A 4,771-nucleotide genomic window follows, 5' to 3' on the forward strand; every position below is an offset into this window, starting at 1 on the left:
GGATCAATTGCGCTCGCTCCTCTTTAGGGAGGTGGAGCGCCTCGTCTTCAATTTTCTGGAGATTCATGGAGAAAACCTCTCGTTCACGTATTGCTCAATTTTGACACGGATGGGTATCACGTGCCACAACTCGGATTTCCCGCTTTAACGCCCGCAGCACGCGAGGCTTTGGAATGGAGGCAAAGCCGCAATGGAAAAGACGTCGCCGTGCCTGCGATGGTTATGTGCTGTGAGCGACATTCGGAAACCTCTCGGGATGCTCAATAATTTCCTCCGTCAAGTCTACATCAATATCAGGCCAGTAGAAGTGTCCCGGGGATTGCTCCTCAACATTCACGATTGCACTGACAGGCTGCTCCTTAAACCACGGAAAACTGTTATACGGCATGAACAACTCACGGTCGTGTGCCAGAAGCCATACGCCATGTGTAGAGATATTTGTCACCTCAACTGCTGAAGTGCTGTTTCCAAGCGCTGACAAGCTCATCGCCGTGATCCTCCACCAGTGATTCGATTTCTTTCAACTGCTGCCGGTTATAGCCGTGGTTTTTGGCAAGCTCAAGATCTGGTTCAAGCTAGAATTTGGCCTCCCCATCGCCTGATACTACATGAACATACATCCGAGGTTCTTCTCGGGAAAAGAAAAAGAAGCGATACCCCTTCTCTCTGAATACTGTAGGACTCATCCATACTCCTCAGACACAACGCCCGGCATCACCGGTGACGGAACCGCAGCGGAGCGGAGGTTTTTGCATCCGGTGCATGGCCTGGTTAGCTACCGATCCTCATGCAAGCGACCTTCGACATACTTGTGGAGAATGCTGGCAACAAGTGTTTGATAGGGAATACCTTCAGCCAGCGCTTTTTTTTGCAGCCCACGAAGATCCTTGGAAGAAAGCCTGATGTTGATGCGGGCATCCTTCTTGAACATGGCTTCGGCATACTGCTGATGTTGCGCTTTTTGACTCTCAACATCAGGCGCACGCTGTAGCTCTCCAGCATCGAACGCGTCCAAAACTTCCTGCTCTTCTTTATCCAACCTACTCATTTCGGACCTCCCAAATAGGTTTTGGTCGCTTTCCGGCTCGGAATGATCGTTTTCAAAAACACTTCGTCTTCCGATTCTACAAAGGACACTAGATAGGCGTATCCCTCTACTTCAATCACATGAATCTTCTGGCCTGGATACCGTTCCTGATTCGGATACTCGAACGTATCCAGGATACCTCCGATCGAGATGTGCAAAACCACATCCTCGAACGAGATGCTCCTTCTCTCTTGGAGGAGCTTATTCTTCTCTGGGTTCCATGTGATAGGTTTCATGAGTGAAGAGTAGCACATCGTGTGCTTTTTGTACTCAATAGATAACGCCCGGTTCACGCGCCGGTTTGGAGCGGCGAAGCAGCGGAAAATCGGTCGCTGTGCAGCCGATTGTTAAATCCTTTGGCGTACGGTATCCTGACCATGACCAATATCCTGTACAGGAGCAGTTTTATGGATGCCATTAGCTATACAGCCGCTAGAACCAATCTAGCAAAAACCATGGAACAGGTCTGTGAAGACCATTCTCCGGTGATCATTACCCGAAGCAAATCACAGTCCGTGGTCATGATCTCTCTTGAGGACTACGAGGCGCTGCAAGAGACCGCCTATCTCCTGCGTGCACCAAGGAACGCTCGTCGCTTGCTGGAATCTGTTGCCGAACTGGAGCAAGGCGGTGGTCAGGAAAAGGAACTTCTTGAATGAAACTCATCTTCTCCGAGAACGCCTGGGAAGACTATCTGTACTGGCAGAAAAGTGACAAAAAGATCCTTAACCGAATCAACAAAATGATCAAGGAGACCAAGCGAAAACCGTTTGAAGGTATCGGTAAACCGGAGCCCCTCAAGCACAGCCTCGCCGGTTACTGGTCTCGCCGAATCAACGAGGAACACCGAATAGTGTACAAAGTCACGGATGACGCTTTACTTATCGCCCAGCTTCGATACCACTACTGATTTAACGTTTAGCTAAGTGGCGCGTGTAAGCGCGTCTGGTGGAGGCCCGACAGGGCCGGAACGCACTTGAGCGACTTGTTATGCGGCTATGCCTTCTACTTGCAAATGACTAATGTCGGTTCTCTGGCTGGCGTGCTCGAAGGTGATCGCGCATACATTCCCGTCGGAATCTAAGTCAAGAAGAGTGTTTTCATCTAAATCTCGGGTTTCCGAGATTTCTCGGCCCTGGAACTCAATATACAGCGTGTCGGTGTCTTTAAAGTACTGGACTTTCATGACTTGAATGCTCGATCGAAGAATGCATTAGGGACCGTCTCTCGGTCCGCAAGCAAAACCACCCGAAGGTAGCGGCCTCCCGCCTCTGGAATCCGGGCCCACCTCCGAATGCGTCCGTCAGATTGGACATGCTGGTGCTCCGGGCGTTCGACTGCCCTCTGAATCCACTCGTCCCGTATTCCGGAGCGATCCGGGCGACTTCGGGTTGCTTCGAAATACCGGGTAGTCCTCATATTTCTACTCTACAGCCCGCATAACGATAAGGATAACTTGACGGCGAAAGCGTAGCGACGATAGGAGTGTAGCTTTTGCCGGTCAAATTGACCCGCTGTTCAGCACAAAACTTCAGACCAACAACGCACCGGAACCACCACAGCATTTCTTATATTTCTTCCCACTACCGCAGGGACAAGGCGCATTCCTTCCAACCTTTTCGGATACTGAAGGCGAAGAAGGATTCAACATTTTCTCAAAATCCGACATGTCTTCAGGTTTATCTAATTCAAACCCAATGATATAGTGCCACCCATGTTCCGCACATGTTTCAGCAATATATCTTGCTTTTTCTTCAGAATGTACACGAACGATTATTGGTCGTTTCTCTGTTCCTAGTTTTGCCATTTTAATTCCATGTTCTTGGTTGCTCTTTAGTGCTAACGCCCGCCATCACCAGTGAAAAAACCGCAGCGAAGCGGAGGTTTCGGCATCCTGTGCATGGTCTGGTTATATGCTGCTTCAGGCTGCAACAAGCTTCTTCACATTGAGCTCTTTGCGATGTTGTTCGGCATGCCAGAGTTCATATTGGGACTGCTGATTCAGCCAGCTTTCTGCCGAAGTATCGAAAGCAATAGAGAGCCGGATCGCCATTTCGGGACTGATACCGGCCTTGCCATTCAACACGGCACTCAGCGTTTTTCGGCTAACACCCAATGCCTCTGCCGCCGCCGTGACAGAGAGACCAAGGGGCTCAAGACAAAGCTCTCGCAGTACTTCACCCGGGTGCGGAGGGTTGTGCATTAACATTAGCATTACCTCAGTGATAATCCTCATAGTTCACAATCTCGGCATCTCCGTCTTCGAACCGGAAGGTCACTCGCCAGTTACCGCTGACGGTCACTGACCAGATTCCGGCCCGGGTGCCAGAGAGTTCGTGCAAACGAAGACCGGGTAAGTCCATATCTTTGGCATTCGACGCTGCATTCAATCTACCGAGAATGAGCCGAAGTCTCCTTTCGTGAGCGGCCTGAATCCCTGCAGTGCTGCCGGACTTGAAGAATTTTGCCAAGCCCTTGTGTTTGAAGCTTCGAATCATTCCCTGAATGTACCCTGTAACGTGTCAGGTGTCAAAGCGCATAACGGTTCAGCATTTCTTCGCCGTGCGGAGCATGGCGTATAAATGCCTGCTGGACTAAGCCGCCCATCAGGCTGCTACACAGCTTCTATAGGGTATTGTATTGGCCGGTGTGCGGCCTGAGACGTCAGGTCGCGCGCAGTCGGATCTGTTACGAGGCGTTCGGGCAGTGATGTTGGCCATGATCCCAGTTCCCTCCGGGTCCAATTTGCCCCAACGTAGCGCGCTTGCTGGTCGAAATCCATCACCAAGACGAGCGCCGCTGTGACCCGCGAGCGGGCCGGATCGGCATCCGGTGCCTTCTCGACAATTGCCAGCGCCTGGCGGATCTGTGCCAGGCGTCGTCGCCGGCAGCGATTGGCCAGAAAGCCGTAGTGTCGGACCCGCATCAGCCACGTGGGCAGCACGTGGAGCAGGAAGCGGCGCACGAATTCCTCACCATCGAGGACGAGCTGTTTACGCCGGTCACGGTCGCGGTAGTCCGTGTAGCGCAGGGTCACCTGGTGGTCGTCCACGGCGAGGATCCGGGCATTGCTGATGGCGATCTGGCGCGTGTAGCGCGCCAGGTAGCGCACCACCGTGTCGGTGTGCTCGAGGCAGTCCTTGCTGAAGACCACCCACTCGGTGGCCATCAGAGTGTTGAGCTGGTCATCGACGTCACCGGGCCGGGTAACCCGGTGAAGTTCGCCGGCAATGGCGGCCTGACGCAGGGCACTGACCATGTGCCCACGAAAGTGGCGCGACAGGGCCCGGACCGAGAACAGGTAGCGACTGCGAGCCCCATGCCAGCCGCCATCGTCGCCCAGCGCACCGCCGGGGACCAGGCAATGCAGGTGCACGTGCTGGCTCAGGTTCTGGCCCCAGGTATGGAGCACCGCACTCATGCCCATCTCGCCGCCGAGACGTTTGGGATCGCGACCAAAGGTGCGCAGCGTCTGCCAGGCGCTCTGGAACAGCAGTCGGTAAATCACCTCGGGGTGAAGCTGGACCCAGCCGTTGAGGCTGTGCGGCAGGGTGAACACGACGTGGTAGTAGTGTAGCGCATCGTCGACTGGATGCTGCGGTGGCCCAGCAGCCGCTGGAGCTGATGAACGGGCAGTCCCTGCTCCAGGACATGCGTGGCGTAGGCATGACGCAGGCTGTGGAT

At 53.6% G+C, this 4,771-nt stretch carries 9 protein-coding genes and 1 pseudogene; 2 read left to right on the forward strand and 8 right to left on the reverse strand.

Features of this window, described 5'->3' with window-relative positions; genetic code table 11:
- Window positions 1-446: 446 nt before the first annotated feature.
- Window positions 447-686, reverse strand: a pseudogene (locus OP498_RS18140) (DUF4160 domain-containing protein).
- A gap of 89 nt (window positions 687-775) precedes the next feature.
- On the reverse strand, window positions 776-1,048 hold the full coding sequence (locus tag OP498_RS18145; protein WP_280549643.1) for a CopG family antitoxin: 273 nt from the start codon (window positions 1,046-1,048) through the stop codon (window positions 776-778).
- Window positions 1,049-1,494: 446 nt separating this feature from the next.
- On the opposite strand from OP498_RS18145, the gene OP498_RS18150 reads away from it, so the two are divergent.
- Together OP498_RS18150 and OP498_RS18155 are read left to right on the forward strand one after the other, a co-directional pair.
- Complete coding sequence (locus OP498_RS18150) at window positions 1,495-1,746, forward strand: type II toxin-antitoxin system prevent-host-death family antitoxin (RefSeq protein WP_280549713.1); 252 nt, start codon at window positions 1,495-1,497, stop codon at window positions 1,744-1,746.
- Entirely contained in the window at window positions 1,743-1,997 is a 255-nt protein-coding gene (locus OP498_RS18155; protein WP_280549641.1) for a Txe/YoeB family addiction module toxin, read from the forward strand. Before OP498_RS18150 ends, OP498_RS18155 begins: the two co-directional genes overlap by 4 nt.
- Before the next feature lie 78 nt (window positions 1,998-2,075).
- Here the strand turns inward: OP498_RS18155 and OP498_RS18605 are convergent, their stop codons facing one another.
- The 6 genes from OP498_RS18605 to OP498_RS18180 all read right to left on the reverse strand — a co-directional run bounded on the left by OP498_RS18605 (window position 2,076) and on the right by OP498_RS18180 (window position 4,771).
- Entirely contained in the window at window positions 2,076-2,273 is a 198-nt protein-coding gene (locus OP498_RS18605) for a DUF2283 domain-containing protein (RefSeq protein ID WP_280549639.1), read from the reverse strand.
- A 345-nt stretch (window positions 2,274-2,618) separates the two neighbouring features.
- Complete coding sequence (locus OP498_RS18160) at window positions 2,619-2,894, reverse strand: PBPRA1643 family SWIM/SEC-C metal-binding motif protein (protein ID WP_280554763.1); 276 nt, start codon at window positions 2,892-2,894, stop codon at window positions 2,619-2,621.
- A 114-nt stretch (window positions 2,895-3,008) separates the two neighbouring features.
- A complete protein-coding gene (locus OP498_RS18165) occupies window positions 3,009-3,296 on the reverse strand; it encodes a HigA family addiction module antitoxin (protein WP_036148342.1) in 288 nt (95 codons plus the stop codon).
- A 10-nt stretch (window positions 3,297-3,306) separates the two neighbouring features.
- Window positions 3,307-3,585: a type II toxin-antitoxin system RelE/ParE family toxin gene (locus tag OP498_RS18170; RefSeq protein WP_280554765.1), complete on the reverse strand. Its 279-nt coding sequence runs from the start codon at window positions 3,583-3,585 to the stop codon at window positions 3,307-3,309.
- 116 nt (window positions 3,586-3,701) lie between these two features.
- Complete coding sequence (locus tag OP498_RS18175) at window positions 3,702-4,646, reverse strand: transposase (RefSeq protein ID WP_280554767.1); 945 nt, start codon at window positions 4,644-4,646, stop codon at window positions 3,702-3,704.
- Complete coding sequence (locus OP498_RS18180) at window positions 4,592-4,771, reverse strand: site-specific integrase (protein ID WP_348533499.1); 180 nt, start codon at window positions 4,769-4,771, stop codon at window positions 4,592-4,594. Before OP498_RS18180 ends, OP498_RS18175 begins: the two co-directional genes overlap by 55 nt.

This window comes from Halomonas sp. 25-S5 (assembly GCF_029889845.1).
Taxonomy (GTDB): Bacteria; Pseudomonadota; Gammaproteobacteria; order Pseudomonadales; family Halomonadaceae; genus Halomonas.

Bases quoted from the DNA above. Each gene is read 5' to 3' on its own strand.
- OP498_RS18165 (WP_036148342.1), bottom strand. From the start codon at position 3,296: ATGTTAATGCACAACCCTCCGCACCCGGGTGAAGTACTGCGAGAGCTT.
- OP498_RS18160 (WP_280554763.1), bottom strand. From the start codon at position 2,894: ATGGCAAAACTAGGAACAGAGAAACGACCAATAATCGTTCGTGTACAT.
- OP498_RS18605 (WP_280549639.1), bottom strand. From the start codon at position 2,273: ATGAAAGTCCAGTACTTTAAAGACACCGACACGCTGTATATTGAGTTC.
- OP498_RS18145 (WP_280549643.1), bottom strand. From the start codon at position 1,048: ATGAGTAGGTTGGATAAAGAAGAGCAGGAAGTTTTGGACGCGTTCGAT.
- OP498_RS18155 (WP_280549641.1), top strand. From the start codon at position 1,743: ATGAAACTCATCTTCTCCGAGAACGCCTGGGAAGACTATCTGTACTGG.
- OP498_RS18150 (WP_280549713.1), top strand. From the start codon at position 1,495: ATGGATGCCATTAGCTATACAGCCGCTAGAACCAATCTAGCAAAAACC.
- OP498_RS18170 (WP_280554765.1), bottom strand. From the start codon at position 3,585: ATGATTCGAAGCTTCAAACACAAGGGCTTGGCAAAATTCTTCAAGTCC.